Here is a 23,329-nt window from a genome sequence, read left to right on the forward strand (position 1 = left end):
GCGCTGCTGGATCCCTGTGACGAGCACAGGGATGAGGGAGGAAGGGGTGCGGTCCCTCGAAGCACTTCCCATAGGCCGTGCGGATAGGGGAGCGAAGATTGCCGTAACACCCGTGCCCGCCTCCCTCGTATCTGCATGTTAGAAATTTCGTGCGATGCCGCACATCCCCGGACCCTCATTCCTGTGCTTGTCACAGGAATCCAGCCAGGCCAAGTCATTGAACTGGAAAGACTCTTCCGTGCCGCAGACGCGGCGCTGCTAGATCCCTGTGACGAGCACAGGGATGAGGGAGGAAGGGGTGCGGCCCTCGGCGCGTTTCATAAACCGTGAAGATAGTGAGAGATATCTTCCCATTCCGGGTTTAATTCTTCTATCAACTTAAGCTTCCACTTCCTCGGCCACTTCTTCATCGTCTTCTCCCGCATGATGGCGGAAGTCAGCAGGTCGAACTCCTCGAACCACACCAAGGTCTTCACGCCGTATCTGGACGTGAATCCAGGCGTCAGATCGTTCTGGTGCTCCAGGAGGCGGCGCGGCAGGTCCCGGGTTACGCCCGTGTACAGCGTCCCGTTTCGCTTCGATGCGAGAATGTAGACGTAACCCTTCATTGCGTGAAAGGTTGACCATTCCCTCGCATATTCGCAATCGGACGCTGTAGAGACCAAACCTCCCCGGCCCTCATTCCAGTGCTTGTCACAGGAATCCAGCCAAACCAAGTCATTGGACTGGAAGGACTCTTCCGCGCCGCAGACGCGGCGCCGCTCTCATCCCGTGTGACGGGATAGGGAGGAAAGCAATCGCCGGACACCTACCGCCAGAAAGGGACGGCCGACTCACGCCGCGCCTCTTTTTCACTCACACCGATATCGTCGAGCAGATGCGTGCTCAGTTCGTCGAGCGCCAGACGGCTGCGCCTCTTGGACGCCAGTTTGCAATAAAGCTGCCAAAGCCGCGACAACAGGTTTCCCGCGCCACTTCGTGAATCAATGCCGAAGCTGGCCGGTGGCCGCGCATTGCACTCCCGGGGCTGAATTGCATCAATTGCACCCATTGTCATCACCATTGCTCGCATTGCATCTGCTGCCATAGAGATAATTGACATGAAATGTCGCGCAATATAGAGAATTGTCACTATGACAACTTGGCTTCCCGACATTGAAGAAGGTCACGGGCCGCTTTACGCGCGCATCGCCGACCAGATCGAAGAGGCGATCGGCAACGGCACCCTGCCCGCGGGTACGAAGCTGCCGCCCCAGCGCAATCTCGCCTTCGATGTAGGGGTCACGATCGGCACGATCGGGCGCGCCTACGGCATTGTCCGCGAACGTGGCCTGGTCAGCGGCGAGGTCGGCCGCGGCACCTACGTTCTCGATCATCCGGAAAGCCGGCCGCCGGAGCAGTCGGATCCGCTGACGACGTCGCTTTCAGGGACGCGCCCGCTCATAGCTCCCGCCGGCAAGCTCCGGTTCGACAGCACCGCCGCTCCTGATATCGGACAGGGCGATATCCTGGCGCAATTGCTCGGAGACATCAGCCGCGAGCATCACGGGGACATTGCGAGCTATGCCCGCAACTTTCCGGATCATTGGTTCGAGGCTGGATCTCAATGGCTGGCACGCGGCAATTTCCGGCCCGGGCCGGAAACGGTCGTCCCGACGCTTGGGGCTCATGCCGCAGTCGTCGGGGTGATCTCGGCCGTCACCTCCCCGGGCGACCGCATCGCCTTCGAGACGCTGACCTATTCCCAGATCAGCCGCAGCGCGGGCCTCATCGGCCGCCGGGTCGCGCTGGTGGAAAGCGACGAATTCGGGATGCGGCCGGAAGATTTCGAGCGTGTCTGTGCCCAGCAGCACCCGAAACTCGCCTTTCTGATGCCCGGCGCGCAGAACCCGACGGTGGCGGTCATGCCGCTCGACCGGCGCCAGGCAATCGCCGACATCGCGCGCAAATACGGCGTCTGGCTGGTCGAGGACAATCTCTACGGTTCCATGACCGGCGACCCGCTGCCATTGCTGATGGAGCTTGCGCCCGAGCGAACCTTCCTCGTCGGCGGTCTTTCGAAGTCCGTTGCTGCCGGCGTACGCGGCGGCTGGGTCGCCTGCCCGCCGCATTTCAGCCAGCGCATCCGCGTAGCCCACAAGATGGTGAGCGGCGGCCTGCCTTTCATTCTCGCGGAGCTTTGCGCCCGTCTGGTCCTGTCCGGATCGGCGTCGGTATTGCGCAATCGCGGGGTCGAGGAAATAGGCGCACGCGAAGCTCTGGCGCGCGAGATCTTCACGGGCTTCGATTTCAACTCGCATCCGAAGATTCCGTTTTTCTGGCTGAAGCTGCCCGAGCCCTGGCTTTCCGGAACCTTCAAGCAGGCCGCCCTGCAGGAGGGCGTGCTTATCGACGACGAGGATGAATTCAAGGCCGGACGCTCCGACCGGGTTTTTCACCGTATCCGCGTCGGTTTCTCCTCGCCCATCGAACGATCCGAGGTGCGAAGAGGCTTCGAAATACTGCGCCGTCTCCTCGATAGCGGGCGCGCCGGATACGACAGTTTCGATTGATTACTTTTTAGAGGTGACTTTCGCACAAGCCTCGGCAATCTATTCTTGCTTTTGATCCCGCAGAATTGATTCGCACTGGAAGGTTTGAGCATGAAGGATTTCCGCTCGTTTGCAGGTCGGGGACCGTTTACATTCGTTGCAGCAGCCCTGACGCTTTCGAGCGCACTCATCGGTTCTCAGGCCGGTGCAGCAGAAGGTGTCTTCGATGAATTGCGGTTCGGCGCTACGACCTCGATCGGCGACGGCTCAAATCAGGAAGACGGGGTCTTCCCCTCCGCTACATTGTTCTTCGATCCGCTCGGCGCCGGCAGCGCAAGCGGTCTTGTCGAGAAAATCCTGCGGCCGCGGATCCATGCCGGCGCGTCCGTCGCGACCTCGTCCAGCGGCGTAAACGAAATCTACGCCGGCTTGAGTTGGAATGCCGACATTACCGAGCGCTTCTTCATCGAGCTCGGCGCCGGCGGCACGGTGCATGACGGCGATCTCAATGACGATGGATCGGATGGACCGAAACTCGGCTGCAGACTGCTGTTTCGCGAATATGCAGCCGCGGGCTACCGTTTCGACGATCACTGGAATCTCTCGGCCACGGTCGAGCATGCGTCCAATGCCAACCTCTGCGACGGCCCGAACGACGGGCTCACGCGTGCGGGGCTGATGCTCGGCTACCAGTTCTAGAGTCCCGGTCCGACGGGCTGAAATCCGGGCTGCCGCCCTGTTGATCGACCGTATTTTTCTGTCGCGCCGCGCCGCAGCATAGGCTAAAGAAGCCGCAAAGCGCCCCTGTTACGTTGCGGTACGCACGCGCCTTCCCTTTGAAGCCAGGGTTGCGCGCCGCCCGAAGGATTTGACGGTCGACGATGACGATTTCCAACACCCGCCCCATCACCCCGGACCTGATCGCCTCGCACGGGCTCAAGCCCGACGAATACGAACGCATCCTGAACCTGATCGGGCGCGAGCCGACCTTTACGGAGCTTGGCATCTTCTCCGCCATGTGGAACGAGCATTGCTCGTACAAATCCTCGAAGAAATGGCTTCGCACGCTCCCGACCAAAGGGCCTCGCGTCATCCAGGGCCCGGGCGAGAACGCCGGCGTGGTCGATATCGACGACGGTGACTGCGTCGTCTTCAAGATGGAGAGCCACAACCACCCCTCCTACATCGAGCCCTACCAGGGAGCGGCAACGGGCGTCGGCGGCATCCTGCGTGATGTCTTCACGATGGGTGCGCGTCCGGTAGCGGCGATGAACGCGCTGCGCTTCGGTTCACCGGATCACCCGAAGACCCGCCACCTCGTCTCGGGCGTCGTCGCAGGCGTCGGCGGCTACGGCAATTCCTTCGGCGTGCCGACGGTCGGCGGCGAAGTCGAGTTCGACGCGCGCTACAATGGCAACATCCTCGTCAATGCCTTCGCTGCGGGGCTCGCCAAGACCGACGCGATCTTCTACTCGAAGGCGGAAGGCGTCGGCCTCCCGGTCGTCTATCTCGGCGCCAAGACCGGACGCGACGGTGTCGGCGGGGCGACGATGGCGTCGGCCGAGTTCGACGAGTCGATCGAGGAGAAGCGCCCGACCGTTCAGGTTGGCGATCCCTTCACCGAGAAGTGCCTGCTCGAAGCCTGCCTGGAGCTGATGCAGACCGGTGCGGTCATTGCGATCCAGGACATGGGCGCTGCCGGCCTCACCTGCTCGGCCGTCGAAATGGGCGCCAAGGGCGATCTCGGCATCGAACTCGATCTCAACAAGGTGCCGGTGCGCGAAGAGCGCATGACAGCCTATGAGATGATGCTTTCGGAAAGCCAGGAGCGCATGCTGATGGTGCTGCGCCCGGAAAAGGAAGAGGAAGCCAAGGCCATCTTCGTCAAATGGGGCCTCGATTTCGCGATCGTCGGCAAGACCACCGACGACCTGCGTTTCCGCATCCTGCACCAGGGCGAAGAAGTCGCGAACCTGCCGATCAAGGAACTTGGAGACGAGGCGCCGGAATACGACCGCCCCTGGACGCCGGCAAGGACACCCTCGCCGCTCGCCACCAACGACATTCCGCAGGCTGATGTGTCCGATGCGCTTCTGAAGCTTGTCGGTTCCGCCAACAATTCCTCGCGCCGCTGGGTCTATGAGCAGTATGACACGCTGATCCAGGGTAATTCGCTGCAGCTTCCGGGCGGCGACGCCGGCGTAATCCGCGTCGAGGGTCATGAGACCAAGGCACTTGCCTTTTCTTCGGACGTTACGCCGCGCTACGTCGAAGCCGATCCGTTCGAGGGCGGCAAGCAGGCGGTCGCCGAGTGCTGGCGCAACCTGACTGCGACCGGCGCGCTGCCACTCGCCGCCACAGATAATTTGAACTTCGGCAATCCCGAACGGCCGGAGATCATGAGCCAGCTCGTCCATGCGATCAAAGGTATCGGCGAAGCCTGCCAGGCACTCGACTTCCCGATCGTCTCCGGCAACGTCTCGCTCTACAACGAGACCAACGGCCAGGCGATCCTGCCGACCCCTACCATCGGAGGCGTCGGCCTCGTCCGCGACTGGTCGAAGATGGCGCGGATTCGCTTTGCTGCGGCGAACGAGACCATCCTCCTCGCCGGTGCTCCGCAGAGCTGGGGAACGCATATCGGCCAGTCGGTCTACATGCGCGACATCCATGGCCGCACCGACGGTCCCGCGCCGCATGTCGACCTCGGCCATGAACGCAAGGTCGGCGATTTCGTTCGCGGATTGATCGAGGACGGCCTGGTTACGGCCGTGCACGACTGCTCCTCGGGCGGACTTGCGCTCGCCGTGGCCGAGATGGCCATCGCTTCCGGCATCGGCGCGACGATCGATACACCGCCGGAACACGACCCGATCCCGGTCTTCTACGGCGAAGACCAGGGGCGCTATGTCGTAACCGTCGCGGAGGGTTCGGCCGAGACGGTGGCCGCGCGGGCAAAAGCCGCCGGCGTTGCGCTGCCGGTGATCGGCAGGACAGGCGGAAATGCGGTGCAGCTCGGAAACGCCAGGCCCGTATCCGTCGACGAATTGCGTTCCGCACATGAGGCGTGGTTCCCCAATTACATGGGTGGCGATCTCGCACCGGACAATTGACCCGCCGGCCGGCAGACGGCCGAAACAGCATTTGCCTTCGGCCCCTGAATCGTGTTCCCTTTAGTTCATAGCGGGCGGCGGCAATGCCGCCGCGCCGCAAAATTACAAGGGAGTTGGCGTATCATGCCCATGGCACCAGGCGATATCGAAGACATGATCAAGGCCGGGATTCCCGGCGCAAAGGTCACGATTCGTGATCTGGCCGGTGACGGCGACCACTATGCCGCCGAAGTCGTGGCCGAAGCGTTTCGTGGCAAGACGCGCGTGCAGCAGCACCAGATGGTCTACAACGCCCTGAAGGGCAACATGGGCGGCATTCTGCATGCGCTCGCCCTTCAAACCAGCGCGCCGGAGTGAGGCGGAAATGGTCGACCTGATCAAGGAGCTCGTAAGCGGGGTCGTTGACAGCGCATTGAAAGAGATCCTCAAGAAAACCAGAGCGACCGGAACCGCGGCCAAACGGGCGAAACGGCGAAGCAGGAAAGCCAAGTCTGGCGGCACACTGGCTGACATCGTCGAGGCGGCCTTGCGTAAACCGGCAAAGAAGCAGGTGAGCCGTCGCCGGACCGCGGCTTCCCGGAGCAAACTGCGCCGCCGCTCGGCCTAGATCCCCTAGCCCTCGTGTCCCGCGGATAGTGGTGCGGAAGCCGAACTTTGAGGGACCATCAATAATTTTGCGATTGGGTGGTGAAAACCACGTCCATGCGTGCTATCTAGACCCCAATCGATATCCGGTCCTTGAAACCGGCGCAGGAAGGAAGACAAGATGAGCGGAATCAGCGATTTCATCGATAACGAGGTCAAGAGCAACGACGTCGTTCTTTTCATGAAGGGAACGCCGCAGTTTCCGCAGTGCGGTTTCTCCGGCCAGGTGGTGCAGATCCTGGATTACGTCGGCGTCGACTATAAGGGCATCAACGTGCTCGCCGATGCCGATCTGCGTCAGGGCATCAAGGATTATTCCAATTGGCCGACCATTCCGCAGCTTTACGTAAAGGGCGAGTTCGTCGGCGGTTGCGACATCGTGCGGGAGATGTTCCAGGCGGGCGAGTTGCAGACGCTTCTTCAGGGACAGGGTATTTCCGTCAAGGGCGCCGCCTAACACCCTCCGAACCGCATCTTTGCGATGATCGGAAAAGGCGGGTAACCGCCTTTTTTGATTCCGAAGCAATATGCCGCGCGCCTAATGTTCGATACGCTTCATGAGCGGGCGGCGAAATTCACGCCAGTCATGGGCGTCATGGACGACCGGCCGCGCGGTCTCGTACGCAGCCCTGCCCAAGGGTGCGGCCTCTTCCGCCGGCGAGTACTGCGTCCTTCTTCGATCCGACACAACAAAAGACTGAATTTATTCAGCAGATCCAAATCATTGCGAAACGTGCCACGCACTGGCTCGGCGTGGCAAAGAACCGGCTCCGGGAAAGCGGCAGCCGGCAGGATGTATGAAATGACAAGGCCCATAGACCAAGCCGCCACCCTCTCCGGGCTGACGAAAGTCCAGTTCATTGCATTGATGGCCATGCTGATGTCCATCAATGCGATCTCGATCGACATCATGTTGCCCGGGCTGCAGGAAATCGGCGCGAGCCTCGGCGTGGCCGATGAGAACCATCGGCAATACGTCATAACCGCCTACCTGCTCGGCATGGGGTTCGCGCAACTGTTCTTCGGCCCCCTGTCCGACCGCTTCGGGCGAAAGGCACCCTTGTTGGGCGGGCTGGCCCTTTACGGCGTCAGCGCTCTCGCGATCGTCTTCGTACCGACCTTCACGACACTCCTCTTCCTTCGGCTCGTCCAGGGCATAGGCGCGGCGGCAACCCGCGTCATCACCGTTTCCATCGTGCGCGATGTCTATGGCGGGCGGCAGATGGCCGAGATCATGTCGCTGGTAATGATGGTGTTCATGATCGTCCCGGTCATCGCGCCGAGCATCGGACAATTGATCATGCTCTTTTCCGAATGGCACATGATCTTCGTCGTGATCGCACTGTTCGCGGTTGCCGTAGCGCTTCCGGTCGCCTTGCGCCTTCGTGAGACTTTGGCCCCCGCCAACCGGCGCCCCTTCACGGCCTCGTCCATACTTGCGGGCTTCCGCATCGTGCTGACGAACCGGCTGGCGCTGTTCTATACGCTCGCGACGTCGGCTCTCCTTGGCGGTCTCTTCGGTTTCATCAACTCGGCGCAACAAATTCTCGTCGGCGTCTATGGCCTGGGCGTCTGGTTTCCGGCAGTATTCGCCGCTTTCGCCGGCATGATGGCGGTCGCCTCCTTTACCAATTCGCGACTTGTCCGGACGTTCGGCATGCGGGCATTGTCGCACGCCGCGCTTCTCGGCTTCACCCTGGCAAGTTTCATCTGGATGTCGGCTTCATTGATCGGGCCGCTGCCTTTGCCGGTCTTCATGCTCCTTCATGCCGCCACCATGTTCCAGTTCGGGCTGATCGCCGCCAACTTCAACGCCATGGCGATGGAACCGCTCGGCCACGTTGCCGGCACCGCCTCATCCGTTCTCGGCTTCACGCAGACGATCGGCGGCGGAATCATCGGCGCGTTCATCGGCCAGGCATTCGATAACAGCGTCACGCCCCTTGCGGTTGGCTTCTTCACGGTCGCACTCGTGGCGCTTGTCTGCGTGCTGATCGCAGAGGGCGGCAAGCTCTTCAAACCGCACAATCCGGCAGGCTAGCCGGATCGGCTCCAGGCCACCGATTTTTCCTCCCAGTCCATTTTGGATGTTTTGAACATGACTTCCGTTTCCCAACAATCTTCGCTTGGTGAACAATCATCGGGCCATGCCGATCAGGCTTCGGGCGCCGCGCGTCTCGGAATGGGCCTTGTCGAATTCATCGTCACCATTGCAGTCATGACCGCGAGCATTGCGCTCGCGATCGACAGCATGCTGCCGGCTCTGCCGAGCATCGGCCAGACGCTCAACGTTGCCAACGCCAACGATACGCAACTCGTGATCGGCGTCTTCTTCCTCGGCTTCGGCCTCTCCCAGATATTCTTCGGGAGCCTTTCGGATGCCTTCGGGCGCCGGTCCGTTCTCCTTTGCGGCCTTGCACTCTTCAGCGTGTCGATGTTCGCCGCCTCCTGGGTCGAAAGCATAGAGACGCTGCTCCTGCTCCGCTTCATCCAGGGGATCGGCGGTGCCGCCGTCCGCATCACGACCATGGCGATCGTCCGCGACTGTTTCGGCGGCCGCGACATGGCGCGCGTCATGTCCTATGTCATGATCGTCTTCATGATCGTGCCGATCGTCGCTCCGACACTTGGCCAAGTAGTGATCGCCTATGCCGACTGGCACTGGATCTTCATCCTGATCGGCGTCGTCGGCACCGCCCTGTTCGTCTGGGCGCTGACCCGGATGAAGGAGTCCCTGCCGAAGGAGGAACGTCTGCCGCTTTCGGTGGGAGCGGTCCTTTCCGGCTTCCGCACGGTGCTCACGAACCGCATCACCTGCGGCTATATGATCGGAATGACCCTGTTTACCGCCGTCATTTGCGCCTATGTCGTCAGCGTTCAGCAGGTCTTCGGCGAGGTCTACAACCTCAGTGACTGGATGCCGATCGCCTTTGCGGGCACCGCGGGCGGGATAGCGGTCGCGAACTTCGCCAACGGCTATTTCGTGCGCAGTTTCGGCATGCGACGCATCTCGCATGCCGCGATGATCCTCTTCACCCTCTTTGCTGCAACCGGTTACGTCCTGTCGCTCGCGGGCACTCCGGCCTTCGCCGTCAGCTATCTCCTGTTTTCGTTATTGCTGATGTTCTTCGCCGTCATCGCCACCAACTTCACGGCCATCAGCCTCGAGCCGATGGGACATCTGGCGGGCACGGCAACCGCCGTCACCGGTTTCGTCTCCACCACCGGCGGTGCGCTGATCGGCGGTGCCGTCGGCCAGCTCTTCAACGGCACGCTGCAGCCGCTCTTCGGCGGCTACGCCCTATTCGGCGTGCTGACCATCCTCGCAACGCTCTGGGCGGAAAATGGAAAGCTGTTCACCCATCCGGGCGACAGCGATGGGACGCACGAACACGGCGGCGGACACCTCTAGAGCACTTCCAGGAAACTGTGTAGCGGTCTTCCGTCCGGAAGTGCATCGGGTCTAACGACAGAGGCCGCCCGGAAAACCGGGCGGCCTCTGTCGTTCGAAAGCGCTTTTCAGATCAGACGGTGAAGACCTCCCGCCGCAACTCCTCCCAGCTCTCCTTGTCGGTCGCCAGAAGCAGCCCGCCGTTCGTGTGCGCGGGCAGATAACGCGAGCCGTCGAAACGGGCCGCATAGGCGCCGGCCTCTTCGGCGATCAGGGTGCCGGCAAGGTGGTCCCAAGGCATAAGCTTCTGATACATCAGGAAGTGCAGATGACCGCCGGCAAAGATTCGGTATTCATGCGCCGCGCAGCGATAGCTCGTGGCCATCCGGACCTTCGCCATATTGCCCATGACGATGCGGCGCTCGGCCTGCGCGTAAAACCCGGCCGATGCGACGCCCACCATGTTGTCGACGGTGACCCCGGCTGTGACCGACAGTCTCTCCTGCGTCCCGTCGGGCCGGCACATCCACGCGCCGGAGCCCCGCTCGGCGATGACCCAGTCGTTGCCGAGCGGATCGTAGATGATCCCTGCGACGGTCTCTCCCGCGGCAACGACGCTCGCCATCACACCGAAGAGCGGCAGGCCGGCTGCGAAATTGAAGGTGCCGTCGATCGGATCGACGACGATCGCGAGATCTGCACCGGCGAGCTTGTCGAGGAGCGCCGGATCGGCGGCGACGGATTCCTCGCCGATGAACACGGCCCCCGGCGCAATCGCGTCTATATTCGCCTTGATCAGCCTCTCGGCGGCCTCGTCGCCTTCCGTCACCAGGTCGATTGCTTCCGATTTCATCCGCACATCGCCGGAGCCAAGATTGCGAAAGCGCGGGAGGATTTCCTTTACCGCCGCTTCCTGCAGCAGGTTGGCAAGTGCGGCGATGTCGACGGAATGGCTCATTCTTTGGGCTCCGGAGAGAGGGATTGGAAGTCGAAAAGCTTGGGATCGAGCAGATGCGAGGCGTTCACGTGTCCGAGCGCGCGCAGCATCGTGTCCTTGCGGCCCGGCATGCGCCGCTCGATATCCGCAAGCATCGCCTTCATTGCGTTGCGCTCGAGCCCATCCTGCGAGCCACAGAGGTCGCAGGGAATGATCGGGAACTCCATGGCCGCGGCGAACTTCGCCAGATCGTCCTCCGCCGCATAGGCAAGCGGCCGCAGGACCATCAGATCGCCCTCGTCGTTGAGAAGCTTTGCCGGCATCGACGCCAGGCGCCCGCCATGGAAAAAGTTCATGAAAAAGGTTTCGAGGATGTCTTCCCGATGATGGCCAAGCACCAATGCGTCACAGCCCTCCTCCCGGGCGATGCGATAAAGATTGCCGCGCCGCAGCCGTGAACAGAGCGAACAATAGGTCGCGCCCGCCGGCACCTTCTCCTTCACTATGGAATAGGTGTCGCGGTATTCGATGCGGTGCTCGACGCCGATGGACCGGAGATAGTCGGGCAGGATATGCTTCGGAAAGTTCGGCTGCCCCTGATCCAGATTGCAGGCGACGATTTCGACGGGAAGCAGACCCCGCCACTGCAGGTCGATCAGCAGCGCCAGCAGGCTGTAGCTGTCCTTTCCACCCGACACGCCGACAAGCCAGCGTCTGGAGCCCTTGAGCATGCCGAAATCGTCGAGCGTCTGGCGCGCCTGCCTGAGCAGGCGCTTGCGCAGCTTGTTGAAGGAGACGGAGGACGGCATGCGCGAAAAAAGCGGATGGGCCGCACCTTCGAAGGCGGCATCATCGCCAATGACGCTGTCTGTCTCGTCCGGGGAGGATTGTGCGACTTCCATGGCGGCAATCTCGGATTGTGCAGAGCGCAGGTGGCGCTTCGTTTTCTGAAGCAGCACTTGCCCCGTCCGGCCGGGAAGATCAAGAAAAAACGGGCATGCCGGCCCCCGGCGTTTTGTGAAGGGTACAGGGGCGGCTACTTTCTGCGCGCTTACGGCCCGAACACCGACCAACCCGTACGCGCAGCCAGCATTTCGAGCGCCAGCGACCCCAGCAGCGAATTGCCGTATTCGTTGAGCCCGGGCGACCAGACGGCAATAGACGCCTTGCCCGGCGCCACCGCCATGATGCCGCCGCCGACGCCGCTCTTCCCCGGCAGACCGACGCGATAGGCAAAATCGCCGGAGCCGTCATAATGGCCGCAGGTGAGCATAAGCGCATTGATGCGCCGCGCGCGCTGGCGCGACACGACCGAGTGGCCGGTCAGCGGGTTGGTGCCGCCGGCTGCCAGAAACAGGCCGGCCTTGGCCAGCTGGCTACAGGTCATCGCGAGCGCGCAATGATGGAAATAGACGCCGAGCACGTGCTCGACCGGATGATCGAGCCGGCCGAAGGACCGCATGAAATTCGCAAGCGCGATGTTGCGGTAACCGGTCGCGGTCTCCGAGCGTGCGACTTCGTGGTCGATCACGATGTCCTCGTCATCCGCGAGATAACGAACGAAGCGAACGATCTCTCCGATCAGCTCCTTCGGCGTGTGGCCGGCGAGAATGAGGTCGCTTATCCTGATCGCGCCGGCATTGATGAAGGGGTTGCGCGGCTTACCACCCTCATGCTCGAGCTGCACGATCGAATTGAAGGCCGAGCCCGAAGGCTCGCGCCCCACCCGGTTCCAGATGTTTTCACCGTGTTTGCCCAACGCCAGCGTGAGCGTGAACACCTTGGAGATGCTCTGAATGGAGAACGGCATCTCCGCATCGCCGGCGCGATAGACCTTGCCGGCCGTTGTGACGATCGCCATGCCGAAGTGACGGGCATCGACGCGTGCCAGCTGCGGAATATAATCCGCAACCTTCCCTTCGCCGAGGCGCGGCGTCAGTTCCAGAAAGATGTCGTCGATGATCGCCTGGAGGTCTTCTTGCGGTTTCGGCTCGCGCATACGGCACTTCTCACTTCGGAAGCGGTCTCGTTCAGGACACTCCGTCCTGCGCCCGCCTCCAGTCTATGGATTCGTCCGGCAACTTCGTACAAAAAAACCGCCCGTCTCCGGGCGGCTTTCCAATTCGTTCAGGCGAGCCCTGATTAACGCGAATAAAATTCGACGACCAGGTGCGGCTCCATGACGACCGGGTACGGCACGTCCGAGAGCGCGGGAACGCGAACGAAGGTCGCGACCATCTTGTTGTGATCGGCTTCGATGTAATCAGGAACGTCACGCTCGGCGAGCTGTACGGCTTCGAGAACCGTAACGAGCTGCTTCGATTTTTCTTTGACTTCGATAACGTCGCCCGGCTTGCAGCGATAGGAACCGATGTTCACGCGAACGCCGTTGACCTTGACGTGGCCATGGTTGACGAACTGGCGCGCGGCGAAAACGGTCGGAACGAACTTGGCGCGGTAAACGATCGCGTCGAGGCGCGATTCGAGCAGGCCGACCAGGTTCTCCGGGGTGTCGCCCTTACGGCGCGATGCTTCGGCGAAGATCGCACGGAACTGCTTTTCACGGATATCGCCGTAGTAGCCCTTCAGCTTCTGCTTGGCGCGCAGCTGCACGCCGAAGTCGGAAAGCTTGGACTTGCGGCGCTGGCCGTGCTGGCCCGGGCCATATTCGCGACGGTTCACCGGGGACTTCGGACGGCCCCAGATATTTTCGCCCATACGGCGATCAATTTTGTACTTGGACGACTCGCGCTTGCTCATCGCATTTCCTTTCAAAGTGTTACACCGGTTTGCTGCCAAACCGGATCAAGGAAACACGCCCTCCTCTGAACCCATTTTAGGGGCTCTGACAGGCCTCTCACGATCACGCTGCCGGAGAAACCACGGGACATGTCAAATGAAACACCGGGCATCACTGCCCGGCGTTGAGCGGGTCTTTAAGCACTGGGCGGCGAATTGTCAACGGAATATGACAGGAACAATGGCAAATTCAGCCGCGCTTCCGAATGCAAATTCACTCGGCGGCCGCGCGCGTTGAATCGCCCGCGTCCGGGGCATTGGCGTCGCCCGGAGCCGTTTCCTTGCCGAGATCCGGGAAAGCGACGATGCGCTTGCCGGAGAAATCCGCATGCACCACGACAAGCCCCTGCTCTTCGAAATAACCGAGCAATCGCCGTGCGCGACGGGCCGAATGCGTTCCGTAGGCGCGGGCAATCATAGCGTCCGACGGACAAGGCAGCCCGCGCAGGGCCGCCTGTGCCAGCATCAGGAAGACTGCCTGCAGGTCTTCCGTCACCCGGTCGGCCAGCCCAAGCGCCGAGGCCCAATCCTCGCTTTCCGCCGTCTCGGCATCGATGCCCGATCGGGCGACGGCCATCTTGCGGCGGAATGCGCTCAAGGAGAGCGCGGGTCCGGGGACGCGGCGAATGCGGCAGCGAACGAGAAAGTCCTGGTAGAGCTCAGCATCGGGCCTGAACGCGGCTTCCGGATTTGCGACGATTTCGGCAAAGAGGCTGCCGATCAGCGCCTCCCGCTCCTCCGCCGAGATTTCCGGTTGCACCGGCTTGGCTTCCACGGGCGCTGCGGGCTCGGGCCTTGGCCGCGACAGCTCCGCGAGAATATCGCTCGCGGGGCGCGGCTGCGGCGCTGTGCGGCGGACAACCGGGCGGGTGAATTCCTCCGGGTCGGGCGTGAAGATCAGGTCCGCCACGTCCTGCGGCGCTTCGGGCAGCGGCATCAGCTTCGGGCTCATCGACCGTGCCGAGGTCTCGACCGAACCGATCGTCACCCTCAACGGCCGGCGGGAAAGCGCGGGACCGAGCGCCACGAATGAGCCGCGCTTCAGGTCGCGAAACATCTCGGCGGTGCGCCGGTCCATGCCGAGCAGATCGGCGGCGCGCAGCATATCGATGTCGAGGAAGGTGCGTCCCATCAGGAAGTTCGAGGCCTCTGCCGCCACGTTCTTGGCGAGCTTGGCGAGGCGCTGCGTGGCGATGACGCCGGCAAGCCCGCGCTTACGGCCGCGGCACATGAGATTGGTCATTGCGCCGAGCGAGACCTTGCGTATTTCCTCCGAAACGTCGCCGCCGACGGACGGTGCGAACATCTGCGCCTCGTCGACGACCACCAGAACGGGATACCAATATTCCCGGTCCGCATCGAACATTGCATTCAGAAACACGCCGGCGCTGCGCATCTGCTGCTCGACATCCAGCCCTTCGAGCGAAAGCACGCAGGAAACGCGGTACTGGCGGATGCGGGTGGCGATGCCGATGAGCTCCGCATCGGTACGCTCCCCCTCGATCACCACATGGCCGAACTTGTCGGCAAGCGTGACGAAATCGCCTTCCGGATCGATGATGCACTGCTGCACCCAAGGCGCGGATTGTTCCAGCAGACGGCGGAGCAGATGCGACTTGCCGGAGCCGGAATTGCCCTGCACGAGAAGACGCGTCGCCAGAAGCTCTTCGATATCGAGCGAGGCCGAAGTCCCTTCGGACGTCGTTCCCATGTCGATGCCGACTTTCATCCTTACCTCTTCGTGACGGGTTGATTCGCGGCCGCGGACGGGTCGCCAAAACGGGCAACACCTAGCATGGATCGCGCTCGAACGTGCCGCCGATTATGGAAACCCACAGGGAATAGTTGGCGCTCGAATGCCGCTCTCGGACATGCGCAGCAATGTCGTGCGCCGATTCAGGTGACCGCTTCGCGCCTGTCCGCAGTTGCGGCAGCGGCAACGCTCAAGCCGAAGCCTTGCATCAGACGGCGTGTCGCGAAATCGGGATTGCCCGATGTGAAGATCGCCGGGTCCTCGCCGTTCAATGGCTCGAACCCGTTCGGCAGCGGCACCAGCGAGCGAGCCCGCCTCGCGATCGCTTCGGCCGGATCCAGCCAGTCTACCGGCCAGGGCGCCAGCCGGCGGAAAACATTGGCCATGAAAGGATAGTGCGTGCAGGCCAGCACGACGATATCGGTTCTCTTTCCCTCCGCCTCCACGAAGCAGGGCGCGATCTCGGCGAGAACCGCCTCGTCACCCAATGCGTCGCCGCGAATATAGGCTTCCGCCATGCGCGCGAGGTTCTCCGAACCGACCAGTCTGACGTGACATTGCGAGGCGAAGGACTGGATGAGATCGCGGGTGTAGGCGCGCTTCACGGTTCCCGGAGTCGCAAGCACCGACACGAGGCCGGAACGGGTGCGCTCGGCCGCAGGCTTGATGGCCGGAACGGTGCCGACGAAGGTCATCTGCGGATAGGCGGCGCGCAGATCCGCGCCGACGAGCGTGAATGCCGTATTGCAGGCGATGATGCAGATTTCCGGATCATGCTCGGCAAGCAGCCCACCGAATAGAGCGATCACCCGCTCCTTCAGAGCGCCCTCCTCCCAGCCACCATAGGGAAAACCGGCATCGTCGGCGACGTAGATGAAATGCCGCTCCGGCATCAGCACGCGCGCCTCGCGCAGCACCGTCAGGCCACCGATCCCGCTGTCGAAGACGAGAATGGGCTTCAGCTCAGTCTTTGTCACCGCCGCTCTGTTCTTTCCTGCTATGCCCGGGCGGAGCTGCGGAGCCACGCGGATTTTCGCGCGTGAAACGGTCGAGCGAAGAAATGACGCCGCGCAGCACCTGGATTTCCGATTCGGTAAAGGATGGTCTGGTCAGAACCGCGCGCAGATTCTCGACCAATTTCGGCTTTTTGTCGGCGGAACGGAAATAGTTGCGCGCGTCGAGTGCCTCTTCCAGATGCTCGCAGAGCCCATGCAACTGCTCCTTCGTCGCCGGGCGCTGCTGGCTCGCCTGGAAAGATGTCTCGTCCTCGGAGGTCATGCCGGTCTTCAGCCACTCATAGGACATGAGCAGCACTGCCTGGGCGAGGTTCAGCGAAGCGAAGGCGGGATTGACCGGGAAGGTCACGATCTCGTCGGCAAGCGCGACCTCGGCATTGGTCAGTCCGGTGCGCTCGCGGCCGAAAATGATGCCGACCTTCTCGCCCTCCTTGAACCGGTGACGGAGTTCCCGGGCGGCGACGATCGGCGAGCGCACGGGTTTGAAGCCGTCGCGGTCGCGCGCGGTGGTCGCGTAGACGAAATTGAGGTCGGCGAGCGCCTCTTCGAGCGTTTCGTAAAGCTTGGCGCCGTCGATCACGTGATCGGCGCGGCTGGCGGCGGAGCGTGCCTTTTCACTCGGCCAGCCATCGCGCGGGCTGACGAGGCGCAGTTCGGACAGGCCGAAATTCGCCATGGCGCGCGCCACCATGCCGATATTCTCGCCGAGCTGGGGAAAGGCGAGAATGATCGCCGGACCTTCCGTCAAAAGTTCGCGTTCGCTGTTTGTGCCTGCCATCGCCTGTGTGCCTTCTGTTCGGCGCTTCCCTCGCATATATGGAGGCGGATTTAAAGCCCGCGCTCCTGCCCGGCGGGCCGCACGCGCGGCGAATGAAGACGCTCGAGCGAAACGGCAACCATCTCCAGTCCAAGGCCTGCGTCGTCGCGCGATACCGGCAGATGACGCTCGACCGGCGCAGCGACGCTCCGGGACCGGTAGAAATAGTCCGCTCCGGTTTCGCGCACCTTGCTTGCGAGCTTCAGATTTTCCGCGATCTGCGCCGCGAAGTCATCCGGGCTTTCCGCGGCCTGCGACATCTTTCGCGCGAATATGCGCGCCCAATAGGTGCAGCCCATGAACACCGCCAGGGTCTGGCGCACATGCCCCGGGCGGGTGACGAGCTGCCAGGAGACGCCGAGGGGTTTGGCGGCAGCGGCCAGGTCCCTGTAGGCGCGGTCGAGCGACTGTGACCGGCTGACGAGATCAAGGCCTGACGTTCCCCTCCTTGCCTCCTCCAGCAATTCGGCGAGCTTGTCGCACCAGTTTCTGATCGCCCCATCGAGCGTCGTGCGGGTCTTCGTCGGAAACACGACGAAAGCCACCGCCGCGCCGGCGATTGAGCCGACAAGGGTCTCCTCGAGACGTAGCTCCAGAAGCTGCGGCGTCAAAACGCCGAGCAGGCTGTAGGCGAGAGAGAGGACGACCGAGACGAAGAAAGTCATGCTCGCGTAGGAGACCGGGAGGAAATAGAAGGCCAGAAAGATGCAGGCCGCACCCAGGGGCAGGACTATATAGACAGTCCCGCCGATCGCGCTTGCCGCCGCAAGTCCGACGACGATGCCCGCCAATGTGCCGGCCGACCGCTGCAAAGCCTTCACTGCGGTATCACCCCGGGAGCGCGTATTGGTGAAGACGAGGAACGCAGCGAGAACCGCCCAGAACCAGCGCTCGCGTGAAAGCATCAGGCCGAACACCATTGCGATGCCCGAGGCGAGGGTAATCTGGATCGCGCTCCGTAAAGCCGGGTCGGCCATGGAAAAGCGAGCCACTGCCGCCAAGGGCACAGGAGATGGCACCGGATGCGGTTCATCGAGGTCGGCCTCCTTGAGGGCGCCCAGACTGCGATCGAGGCGATCTCGAACCGTATGAAGCCAAAGCAGAGCCCTTGCCGCCTCGAACTGCCTGACATTCGCCTCGCCCAGCGACTGCATTCCCCGTTCTATCTCGTCCGCATTTTTCGCCAGGGCTGCGTCGACAACTATCGCAGGCGGCATTGCCTGAAGGCTGAGCACGATCACGCTCTCGGCCGCAAGATGAATGTCGAAGAGCCCGATGGCGAGGTCCGCAGAGACGACGCCGGGTTCCGGCGCCGGGCGACGGTTGTCCGTCGCAATGAAGCTCTCCGCCATCAGCACGGCTTCCTTCAACCTCTCCTCCAGCGCGTGCAGCCTGCGGCGATCGGCAGCCTTGAGAATGGGCCTGCGCGCAGCCGCTGCGATCTCATGAAGGATTTCATCCACCCTCTGCTGGACGCTCGCGATCGCCCTCAGGAGATCACGGTAGCGGTCGTCCGGAAGAAGGACGGTTCGGACAAGATGCGCGGTCGCCGCCGAGATCCCGGCACCGAGAACCAGCGCCGGCAACTGATCCAGCGACGGGCGCAGATAGGCTCCGGTGAAATAGGACATGAAGGCGAACATGCCGACGGCGAACCACCGCTGACCGAAGGCGCGGCCATAGACGGCTACGAAGATGACTACGAGAAAAACGAGATCGGAAACGTGCCGGTAGCGCTCCAGCGTAGAGGCGAGCGTGACCATCGCAACGCCCGTGACGACCGCCAGAATACGCGTGACCAGTTGTTCCGAGGCCGTCCGGTCGCGAACCGCCAGACCGCCTTCGATCGAAAGCGTTATCGCAAGCCCATAGGCGGCCGGCGGCAGCGGTGTGGCGATGAAATGGAAGGCGATCAGCAGAGCGACCGAGATCACCACCGTCGCCGTTATGCGGGACGCCTGCCGCAGCCGGGAAAAGGCCGGATCATTGGCCAGCAGCCAGTCCCGGAAGCGAAGCCTGAACGTCATGGCGCCTCTGCCTGTCCGCACGCCCGCAGCGTGCAGCGTTTGTGGGATGACGACGCGCAAAAAACAGTTGAAGCACGCCGCCGCTCGATTTCTGAAATAGCCTTTCGCGCGGTCTTTTCAAAGCCGTGAGGTGACCGCCCCCCGGTCTGAAGACCGGGCGCGACCGGCCGATTCCGAGCTCGCCGCCTTGGTCCAAAGTTTCGGCCAAGCATGCTTTGCCTTGCTGGCTCACAGTGCTATAGGGCTCTGGATTTCTCCCACCGTCGGAATGCCGCACGCGGTGTTCCGCAAGCTACGAGGCATATCAATGGCAAAGATCAAGGTCGCCAATCCGGTCGTCGAACTCGACGGCGACGAGATGACCCGCATCATATGGCAGTTCATCAAGGACAAGCTGATCCATCCTTATCTCGACCTCGATCTCGAATATTACGACCTCGGCGTCGAAAACCGTGATGCAACTGACGACCAGGTGACGATCGACGCCGCAAACGCCATCAAGAAACACGGTGTCGGGGTCAAATGCGCCACGATCACGCCGGACGAAGGCCGCGTCGAGGAGTTCAAGCTGAAGAAGATGTGGAAGTCGCCGAACGGCACGATCCGCAACATCCTCGGCGGCGTCATCTTCCGCGAGCCGATCATCTGCAAGAACGTGCCGCGCCTCGTTCCCGGCTGGACCAAGCCGATCATCGTCGGCCGCCACGCCTTCGGCGATCAGTACCGCGCAACCGATTTCAAATTCCCGGGCAAGGGCAAGCTCTCGATCAAGTTCGTCGGCGAAGACGGCCAGACGATCGAGCATGACGTTTACGACGCGCCGGGCGCCGGCGTGGCACTCGCCATGTACAACCTGGACGAATCGATCACCGAATTCGCGCGCGCCTCGTTCAACTACGGCCTGCAGCGCAAGGTTCCGGTCTACCTTTCGACCAAGAACACGATCCTGAAGGCCTATGACGGCCGCTTCAAGGATATCTTCCAGAAGGTGTTCGACGAGGAATTCGCCGCCCAGTTCAAGGCCGAGAAGCTCTGGTACGAACACCGCCTGATCGACGACATGGTCGCCTCGGCGCTGAAGTGGTCCGGCGGCTATGTCTGGGCGTGCAAGAACTATGACGGCGACGTGCAGTCCGACATCGTCGCGCAGGGCTTCGGCTCGCTCGGCCTGATGACGTCGGTGCTGATGACGCCGGACGGAAAGACGGTCGAGGCGGAAGCCGCCCACGGCACGGTGACGCGCCACTACCGCCAGCACCAGAAAGGCGAAGAAACCTCGACCAACTCGATCGCCTCGATCTTCGCCTGGACCCGCGGCCTCGCCCACCGCGCCAAGCTCGACGGCAACGCCGAACTCGCGAAGTTTTCCGAAACGCTGGAGCGCGTCTGCGTCGATACGGTCGAATCGGGCTTCATGACCAAGGACTTGGCACTCCTCATCGGCCCCGACCAGCCCTGGCTGTCGACCACCGGATTCCTCGACAAGATCGACGAGAACCTCAGGAAGGCAATGGCCGCCTAAGCGGCCAGCCCGACAACCACAACTGCGAAACCCGGCCTTGTGCCGGGTTTCTTGCTTGAATGGTACGAGCAAAATGGAGCCGCATTACTTGAGCGGCAGATAGATTTCCGTAAGCAGCTCGGTCGGGGCCACCTCGCGCGGGTTGTTCAGATATTTCTCGAACATGACGCAGTCGCGGATTTCGCGGCCGGAGTTCGGAAGCCAGGTCCCATAAAGCCATCGATAGGCCTTCGGCATGTCGGCATAGGGGCCTTTGTGCCGCAGCACGGCATAGTGCCCGCCCTCGATTTTTTGGGCGTCAGCGGCGCCTCGGCCGCGTGCTCGCCGTTGACCGTCACGCAGGCGAAGGATCGGAGCTTATCCGTCTCCACGAGTTCCGGGTCATCCAGGTAGATTCCGACCATCTCCATGTCCGGCCGAAAGAGGCCGCGTGCAAAAAGGCTACCGTAAAGCGTTTCGAACGCCTCGCCGATACCCATGTAGGAACCGGAATGGGCGACACCCGCCAGGGTCAGAGGCTCTATCGTCCTCAAGTCAACATCGTACATGACAGCATTTCCTTCCGTAGAGGCGGCTTCAAAGGCCCTGTGGCTCCCCTCCTTCCTGTAGCGCGCCGGCGGAAGGCCATAGACGGCCTTGAAGGTGCGGTTGAAGGATTGAACATTCGGGTAGCCGGAGCGTCGCGCGATCGCTTCGACGGAAAGATCGGTCTGGACGAGCTCTGCCGCCGCGCGCTGCAGCCGCAATCTCTTGACGGTCGCCGCCAATGTCTCGCCATTTACCGCCCGGTAGATGCGATGCCAGTGGTGCGGCGAAAGACATGCGATCTCCGACAACCGGCCGAGATCCAGTTCTTCATCGAGATGCCCGTAGATATAGGCCGAGACGCGATGAAGCCGCCTCTCATATGTAGCCCATGCACCGCCCGTCATATCGAACCTTCCGCGCTTCGCTCGATCGCCTTCAAACCACGGATCGATTTGACAAATCCTGCTGACCTAAGTGCTGCCCGCTCCGCTTGTGCGGCAATGCGACTCAGATAGGCTGACAATGCCCGGCGCGCAGGATCCTGCAAACGTGGCGGATCTCGAAGGTTTCTCCGATGCCCGATTCTCTTATCCCGAAAACTGTCAGCGTGATCGCCGAGGGATACGGCCGCACCAGGCTGAAAGCGGACGCTCTGGCCGGCCTGACGGTCGCCATCGTCGCCTTGCCGCTTTCGATGGCCATCGCCATCGCCTCCGGCGTAACACCCGATCGCGGCCTCTATACCGCAATCGTCGGCGGCTTCCTCGTCTCACTCCTCGGCGGCAGCCGGGTCCAAATCGGCGGTCCGGCGGGTGCCTTCATCGTTCTCGTCGCCGCGACCGGTGCCCGGCACGGCATCGACGGCCTGCTGCTTGCGACTGCCATGGCTGGCATCATGCTCGTTGCGGCCGGCTACTTGCGCCTCGGACAGTACATCAAATTCATCCCCTACCCCGTCACAGTCGGCTTCACGGCAGGGATTGCCGTGATCATCTTCGCCAGCCAGTTGCGCGACCTTTTCGGCCTGACGCTTTCGGGTAGCGAACCCGGACCGATCGTCGAAAAGACCGTGGCACTCGGCCGGGCTGCCGACACGGTCAATTGGGCGGCAGTGGTGACCGCCACCCTCACGATCGGCATCATTCTCGCGCTGCGCCGATCGAGGCCGCATTGGCCCGGCATGCTGATTGCCGTTGGTGCCGCATCGGTGCTCGTCGCCGCCTTGTCTTTGCCGACGGACACGATCGGCAGCCGTTTCGGCGGTATTCCGCGCGGCCTCCCGCTTCCGACCTTGCCGCCGCTCTCCCTTGAGAAAGCCGTTGCGGTGTTTCCGGACGCGGTCTCGTTGGCTCTTCTCGGCGCGATCGAGTCACTGCTTTCGGCCGTGGTGGCCGATGGCATGACGGGACGCAGACATAGATCCAGCATGGAGTTGATTGCTCAGGGAGTCGCCAATTTAGGTTCGGCGCTCTTCGGCGGCATCTGCGTCACCGGCACCATTGCCCGCACGGCAACCAACGTTCGCGCCGGAGGCACCAGCCCCGTTTCTGGCATGCTGCATTCGGTCTTTCTCCTTCTCTTCATGCTGCTTGCCGCACCGCTCGCAAGCTATATCCCACTCGCTTCCCTCGCCGGCGTGCTTGCAGTCGTTGCCTGGAACATGATCGAGAAGCCGGCCTTCATGGCGCTCTTGCGGTCGTCCTACGGAGATGCCGTCGTGCTGCTCGCGACCTTTTTCATCGTTGTCTTTCGCGAATTGACAGAAGGGATAGTGATCGGAGTCGCGCTCGGCGCCCTCCTGTTCATCAATCGAATGGCGAAAAGCATTTCGGTCGGTGAAATGAAGTCGCTCGAGCTGCTGCAAGCGGGGAACGGCGACGAAGAGCACCCCGTCATCGGCGATGATCCCGAAACGGTGATCTATCGGATTGCAGGCGTCTTCTTCTTCGGATCGGCAGCCACCGTTGCCGCGGTGCTCGATCGGATCGCCGATCAGCGCCGCAACTTCATTCTCGATTGCTCGGAAATCCCCTTCATGGATTCTACCGCCGCGAACATCATCGAAGGGACGTTGCGCAAGGCGGAGAGGATCGGCGTGCGCGTCATTATCGTCGGTGCCAATACGCAGGTTCGTCGCGCCTTGTATCAACACCACGTGCGTCCACCGCGTGTCTTGATGCGCGCCTCGGTTCCGGCGGCACTCGACACAATCCGCAGCGAACGGCGCACATGAAAAAGGGCGCCGCAGCG

General features: G+C 62.2%; 20 protein-coding genes and 2 pseudogenes. 10 read left to right on the forward strand and 12 right to left on the reverse strand.

Annotated elements, in window-relative coordinates; genetic code table 11:
- Nucleotides 1-317 precede the first annotated feature (317 nt).
- Nucleotides 318-608, reverse strand: coding sequence for a GIY-YIG nuclease family protein (locus tag ACTJKL_RS17250; RefSeq protein WP_100673929.1), 291 nt, complete (start codon nt 606-608; stop codon nt 318-320).
- 200 nt (nt 609-808) lie between these two features.
- Nucleotides 809-1,051: a DUF1127 domain-containing protein gene (locus tag ACTJKL_RS17255; protein WP_440853393.1), complete on the reverse strand. Its 243-nt coding sequence runs from the start codon at nt 1,049-1,051 to the stop codon at nt 809-811.
- Between the two features lie 82 nt (nt 1,052-1,133).
- Between ACTJKL_RS17255 and ACTJKL_RS17260 the strand changes: the two genes are divergently transcribed.
- The 8 genes from ACTJKL_RS17260 (at nt 1,134) to ACTJKL_RS17295 (ending at nt 9,701) form a co-directional block, all read left to right on the forward strand.
- Entirely contained in the window at nt 1,134-2,552 is a 1,419-nt protein-coding gene (locus tag ACTJKL_RS17260; RefSeq protein ID WP_440853394.1) for an aminotransferase-like domain-containing protein, read from the forward strand.
- A 90-nt stretch (nt 2,553-2,642) separates the two neighbouring features.
- Complete coding sequence (locus tag ACTJKL_RS17265) at nt 2,643-3,230, forward strand: acyloxyacyl hydrolase (protein ID WP_440853395.1); 588 nt, start codon at nt 2,643-2,645, stop codon at nt 3,228-3,230.
- Nucleotides 3,231-3,412: 182 nt separating this feature from the next.
- Nucleotides 3,413-5,644, forward strand: a complete 2,232-nt coding sequence (gene purL, locus ACTJKL_RS17270) for a phosphoribosylformylglycinamidine synthase subunit PurL (protein WP_440853396.1) — start codon at nt 3,413-3,415, stop codon at nt 5,642-5,644.
- Nucleotides 5,645-5,767: 123 nt separating this feature from the next.
- Nucleotides 5,768-6,001 carry a BolA/IbaG family iron-sulfur metabolism protein gene (locus ACTJKL_RS17275; RefSeq protein ID WP_003531391.1) on the forward strand — a complete coding sequence of 78 codons (234 nt, stop codon included), beginning with the start codon at nt 5,768-5,770 and terminating at the stop codon, nt 5,999-6,001.
- Between the two features lie 7 nt (nt 6,002-6,008).
- Nucleotides 6,009-6,251 (forward strand): hypothetical protein, encoded by a 243-nt coding sequence (locus tag ACTJKL_RS17280; protein WP_440853397.1) that lies wholly within the window; start codon nt 6,009-6,011, stop codon nt 6,249-6,251.
- A 159-nt stretch (nt 6,252-6,410) separates the two neighbouring features.
- On the forward strand, nt 6,411-6,746 hold the full coding sequence (gene grxD, locus ACTJKL_RS17285; RefSeq protein WP_100673141.1) for a Grx4 family monothiol glutaredoxin: 336 nt from the start codon (nt 6,411-6,413) through the stop codon (nt 6,744-6,746).
- Between the two features lie 336 nt (nt 6,747-7,082).
- A complete protein-coding gene (locus tag ACTJKL_RS17290; RefSeq protein ID WP_275597850.1) occupies nt 7,083-8,330 on the forward strand; it encodes a multidrug effflux MFS transporter in 1,248 nt (415 codons plus the stop codon).
- A 57-nt stretch (nt 8,331-8,387) separates the two neighbouring features.
- Nucleotides 8,388-9,701 (forward strand): multidrug effflux MFS transporter, encoded by a 1,314-nt coding sequence (locus ACTJKL_RS17295; RefSeq protein WP_440853398.1) that lies wholly within the window; start codon nt 8,388-8,390, stop codon nt 9,699-9,701.
- 112 nt (nt 9,702-9,813) lie between these two features.
- Here the strand turns inward: ACTJKL_RS17295 and ACTJKL_RS17300 are convergent, their stop codons facing one another.
- The 8 genes from ACTJKL_RS17300 to ACTJKL_RS17335 all read right to left on the reverse strand — a co-directional run bounded on the left by ACTJKL_RS17300 (nt 9,814) and on the right by ACTJKL_RS17335 (nt 19,029).
- Nucleotides 9,814-10,638: an inositol monophosphatase family protein gene (locus ACTJKL_RS17300; protein WP_324761831.1), complete on the reverse strand. Its 825-nt coding sequence runs from the start codon at nt 10,636-10,638 to the stop codon at nt 9,814-9,816.
- Nucleotides 10,635-11,519, reverse strand: coding sequence for a tRNA 2-thiocytidine(32) synthetase TtcA (gene ttcA, locus ACTJKL_RS17305; RefSeq protein ID WP_440853412.1), 885 nt, complete (start codon nt 11,517-11,519; stop codon nt 10,635-10,637). The genes ACTJKL_RS17300 and ttcA overlap by 4 nt, the downstream gene beginning before the upstream one ends.
- A 149-nt stretch (nt 11,520-11,668) precedes the next feature.
- On the reverse strand, nt 11,669-12,616 hold the full coding sequence (locus tag ACTJKL_RS17310; protein WP_324761832.1) for a glutaminase: 948 nt from the start codon (nt 12,614-12,616) through the stop codon (nt 11,669-11,671).
- Between the two features lie 143 nt (nt 12,617-12,759).
- The gene (gene rpsD / locus ACTJKL_RS17315; protein ID WP_003533017.1) at nt 12,760-13,377 is read right to left on the reverse strand and encodes a 30S ribosomal protein S4; all 618 of its coding nucleotides are present in this window, start codon (nt 13,375-13,377) and stop codon (nt 12,760-12,762) included.
- A 253-nt stretch (nt 13,378-13,630) separates the two neighbouring features.
- Entirely contained in the window at nt 13,631-15,145 is a 1,515-nt protein-coding gene (locus tag ACTJKL_RS17320; protein ID WP_379943530.1) for a helicase HerA domain-containing protein, read from the reverse strand.
- Nucleotides 15,146-15,312: 167 nt separating this feature from the next.
- Nucleotides 15,313-16,146 carry a glutamate racemase gene (gene murI, locus ACTJKL_RS17325; RefSeq protein WP_379943532.1) on the reverse strand — a complete coding sequence of 278 codons (834 nt, stop codon included), beginning with the start codon at nt 16,144-16,146 and terminating at the stop codon, nt 15,313-15,315.
- Nucleotides 16,133-16,963 carry an RNA methyltransferase gene (locus tag ACTJKL_RS17330; protein ID WP_018095098.1) on the reverse strand — a complete coding sequence of 277 codons (831 nt, stop codon included), beginning with the start codon at nt 16,961-16,963 and terminating at the stop codon, nt 16,133-16,135. Before ACTJKL_RS17330 ends, murI begins: the two co-directional genes overlap by 14 nt.
- A 50-nt stretch (nt 16,964-17,013) precedes the next feature.
- On the reverse strand, nt 17,014-19,029 hold the full coding sequence (locus ACTJKL_RS17335; protein WP_440853399.1) for an FUSC family protein: 2,016 nt from the start codon (nt 19,027-19,029) through the stop codon (nt 17,014-17,016).
- A gap of 307 nt (nt 19,030-19,336) precedes the next feature.
- On the opposite strand from ACTJKL_RS17335, the gene ACTJKL_RS17340 reads away from it, so the two are divergent.
- Nucleotides 19,337-20,551, forward strand: a complete 1,215-nt coding sequence (locus tag ACTJKL_RS17340; RefSeq protein ID WP_010969471.1) for an NADP-dependent isocitrate dehydrogenase — start codon at nt 19,337-19,339, stop codon at nt 20,549-20,551.
- A gap of 84 nt (nt 20,552-20,635) precedes the next feature.
- Here ACTJKL_RS17340 and ACTJKL_RS17345 read toward each other — a convergent pair.
- Nucleotides 20,636-21,099: pseudogene (locus ACTJKL_RS17345) on the reverse strand (AraC family transcriptional regulator).
- A 102-nt stretch (nt 21,100-21,201) separates the two neighbouring features.
- Nucleotides 21,202-21,483, reverse strand: a pseudogene (locus tag ACTJKL_RS17350) (helix-turn-helix domain-containing protein); the annotation flags it as partial.
- A 170-nt stretch (nt 21,484-21,653) separates the two neighbouring features.
- On the opposite strand from ACTJKL_RS17350, the gene ACTJKL_RS17355 reads away from it, so the two are divergent.
- A complete protein-coding gene (locus ACTJKL_RS17355) occupies nt 21,654-23,312 on the forward strand; it encodes a SulP family inorganic anion transporter (RefSeq protein ID WP_440853400.1) in 1,659 nt (552 codons plus the stop codon).
- Nucleotides 23,313-23,329: the final 17 nt, after the last annotated feature.

Origin of the sequence: Sinorhizobium sp. 22678 (genome assembly GCF_052044265.1) — a bacterium.
GTDB classification, from domain to species: domain Bacteria; phylum Pseudomonadota; class Alphaproteobacteria; order Rhizobiales; family Rhizobiaceae; genus Sinorhizobium; species Sinorhizobium meliloti_A.